Annotated in this window: 3 protein-coding genes; all 3 read right to left on the minus strand. The window is 72.0% G+C overall.

From position 1 onward, the window contains the following. Positions 1-134: 134 nt before the first annotated feature. The gene (gene gcvPB / locus ACYVE7_RS31320) at positions 135-1,691 is read right to left on the minus strand and encodes an aminomethyl-transferring glycine dehydrogenase subunit GcvPB (RefSeq protein WP_460369839.1); all 1,557 of its coding nucleotides are present in this window, start codon (positions 1,689-1,691) and stop codon (positions 135-137) included. Next, complete coding sequence (gene gcvPA, locus ACYVE7_RS31325) at positions 1,688-2,989, minus strand: aminomethyl-transferring glycine dehydrogenase subunit GcvPA (RefSeq protein WP_460369841.1); 1,302 nt, start codon at positions 2,987-2,989, stop codon at positions 1,688-1,690. The genes gcvPB and gcvPA overlap by 4 nt, the downstream gene beginning before the upstream one ends. Then, on the minus strand, positions 2,986-3,413 hold a 428-nt coding region (locus ACYVE7_RS31330), incomplete at its 5' end, for a beta-galactosidase trimerization domain-containing protein (RefSeq protein ID WP_460369843.1). The genes gcvPA and ACYVE7_RS31330, both read right to left, overlap by 4 nt.

The raw sequence follows: 3,413 nt of genomic DNA on the forward strand, positions 1-3,413 counted from the left end.
GGCCGTCGCCCGCTCCCCCGCCCTCGGCACCGCGCCGCGGGCCAGGGCCTCGGCCTGGACGGCGGGACCGTCGCTGCCCTTGAGCCCGGCGGTTCCGCCGAGCCCCGCGACGGGGTTCACGATCAGCCCGACTCTCACTTCAGGTGTTTCTTCACGTAGGCGCGCCAGGTGGGCGCCCACTGGGCGGGGTCGTCCAGCGGGGTCGGGTCGATCTTGTGGATGGTCTGGTTGTAGGGGGCGTTCCGGACGAGGTCGGGATCGTCGCGCGCCTCCTGGGCGACGTGGGCGAGGATCGCGGCGTACTCGTCGAGGTCCTCGCGGGAGTAGGACTCGGTGGGCTCCAGTGTGAACGGCTCCGGCACCACGTAGGGGTGGTGGCTGGTCCAGTAGTGCACACCGAAGTCCGATGCGCGCACCCCGATCTCCTCGGAGTGCACCCCGGTCTCCTCCGCCAGCTCCCGCCAGGAGTAGCGGACCTGCTCGACCCGGCGCTTGTCCGGCCACGGCACCGAGGCGCCGGGGATCTGGAGCACCTTGTGCATCAGGTAGTTGTTGTTGAGGACGGCCGTCTCGGCGACCTGGCGCAGACCGTCACCGCCCAGGGCCATCACCCACGCGTAGGCCCGCACCACGTTCGGGGTCACCCCGAGGAACGGGCGGATCTTGCCGACCGTCCGGTCGGGGACGGTGAGGGTGTAGCGGCCGTCGGCGCGGTCGACGACGGGGCCCGGCAGGAACGGGACGAGGCGTTCGGAGACCCCGCACGCGCCCGCCGCGGGACCGCCGCAGGCGTGCGGGGTGGAGAAGGTCTTGTGCAGGTTGAAGTGGCAGAGGTCGAAACCGGCGTCGCGGGCCCTGGTGATGCCGAGGATGCCGTTGGCGTTGGCCTGGTCGTAGCAGGCCAGCCCGCCCACCCCGTGGATCAGCTCGACGAACTCGCGGATCCGCGGGTTGAAGATCCCGGTGTCCTCCGGGTTGGTGATCAGCAGGGCGGCGGTGCGGGGGCCGACGGCTGCGCGCAGGGCCTCCAGGTCGGGATAGCCGTCGGCGTCCGGCATCAGCGTGATGATCTCGTAGCCGGCGACCTTGGCGCAGGCCGCGTTGGACGGGTGGGAGAACATCGTGGTGATGACCTGGTCGCGCTGCCCGGCCTCGCCGTTGGCGGCGTGGAACGCGCGGATCATCGCGATGTTGGCGTAGATCGCGGCGGAGCCCGCGCCGGGCTGGAGCGAGACCCGCGCCATCCCGGAGATCTCCTTGAGGATCTGCTCCAGCCGCCAGTAGATCTCCAGGACGCCTTGCACGGACTCCTCCGGCTGGAGCGGATGCAGCTCGGCGATCTTCGGATCGCGGACGAAGGTGTCGTTGATCTTCGGGCTGTACTTCATCGTGCAGGTGCCCTGGCCGACGTCCACATTGAGGTCGACGCCCAGGTTCTCCTGGGAGAGCCGCAGATAGTGGCGGAGCACATGGAGCTGCGCGAGCTCGGGCAGTGCGGGCGGCGTCGCCCGACCCACGCCCTCGGGGAGCTCAACGCGCGGCGCCTTCGGCGGCGGGACCGCGATCCCGCGGTGGCCGGGCACCGACAGCTCGAAGATGACCGGCTCGTCCCAGCGGGCCTGGTGGAAGCGGCGCAACGGCGGCTTCGGGGCGATCGGGAGCTCGGCGAACGGCTCGGCGTGCGCACTCATGACAGGGCCTCCTTGACGGCCTGGGCCAGCAGGTCGATGTCGGCGGGATCGTGGCGTTCGGTCACGCACACCACGATCACGCGGTCGGTCAGGGCGACGCCGCCGAAGATGTTCCGGGCGCGCAGGGCGGCGAGGAGGGCGTGGGCGTCGGGGACCTCGACGGCGAACTCACGGAAGTGGATCGCGTCGGGCTCCAGGACCGTCGCGCCGGCGTCCCGCAGGGCGGTCATGGCGTAGCGGGTGCGGGCGAGGATCGTCTCGCCGAGCTCGCGCATCCCGTCCGGGCCCATCAGCGCGAGGTAGACGCCCGCGGTGATGCCCCAGAGGGCGGCGGCCGTCCCGACCCACTCCTTGCCCTCTTCCCGGACGGCGAAGGAGGTGCGGTCGTAGAACACGTCGCCGAAGCCGTACTCGCCGGGCACGCGCGTCGGGGCGATGCCGAACAGCCGCGACGGGAACTCCGCGACCAGCCGCGGCTCGTCGTGGGTGGCGATGTATCCGGCCTGGCCGCCGCCGTACTGCTGGTGCATCCCGAGCGACTGGATGTCGCCGCAGACGAGGTCCGCGCCGTAGGAGGCGGGCGGCGCCAGCACGCCGAGGCTGATCGGATCGGTGGAGACCACCAGGAGCGCTCCTGCGGCGTGCGCCCGGTCGGCGAGCTCCCGGCCGCGGGTCTCCACGACGCCGTGGACGTCGGGGGTCTCCAGGTAGAGGGCCGCGAAGGTCTCGTCGAGCGGGCCGTCCTCGACCAGCACGATCTCGGGGGCGAGATAGTCGCGGAGCTTGCTGAGCTTGTCGCCGGCGACCGCGCTGCCCAGCAGGATCCTGCTGCGGCCGGTGTAGCGGGCGGCCATCCGCAGGGCGGTGCCGGTGGCCTGGAAACCGTCATAGACCGGGACGTTCACCACGTCCATCTCCAGCAGCTCGCCCATCATGGACGTGTACTCGAAGAGGGCCTGGAAGCGGCCGTGGTCCTCATACGGTTCGCCCGCGTAGGCCGTCAGGAACTCGCTGCGGCCGTTGACCTCGTCGCAGACCGCCGGCACATGGTGCGGGTAGCAGCCGTGGCCGAGGAAGCTCAGCGCCTGGACCGTGTCGGTGTTGGCGTCGAGCAGGCCGCGCAGATGGCGGGCCAGCGACGGCTCGTCCACGAACGGGGCGGGCAGCTCGAGCGGCCGGTCCAGCCGCAGGTCGGCCGGGATGTCGGCGTAGAACTCGGCGACGTCGGCGGCGCCGATCTCCGCGAGCATCGCGGCGCGGATCCGCGGATCCGCGTTCGGGATGTACGGGTGGGTCACGATTCTCCTCGCGGGATCACGACGGCGTCCCTGGCCGGGAGGGCCACGGGGCCGTGCGGGGTGGCGACGAGCCGGGGCTCGTCGCCGTGGTTGAGCAGGAACAGATGGCCGCCGCGGCGGCAGGTCTCGACCCCTTCGGGAAGGAGGCCGGTGTTCAGGCCCGCCCTGGTCAGGACCGGGTCGAGGGTCGGGGACAGATCGTCGGGGAGGCAGCTCAGATAGGTGGCGCGGCCGTGGCGGGTGATCGCGGCGCGGCCGTCGAGGGGGCCGCCGGAGTAGCGGGCCAGGGTCTCGGCGGCGTCCGGGGTGATCCATTCCGACCAGAGAGTGGCGGCGGTGCCGTCGTCGAGCGGCTGCGTCCGGCCGTCGGGGATCGGCCACGGCTCCTCGACCCGGACGCCCAGCAGCGCGCGGAGCGGGCCCG

Source organism: Actinocorallia lasiicapitis (assembly GCF_054778695.1).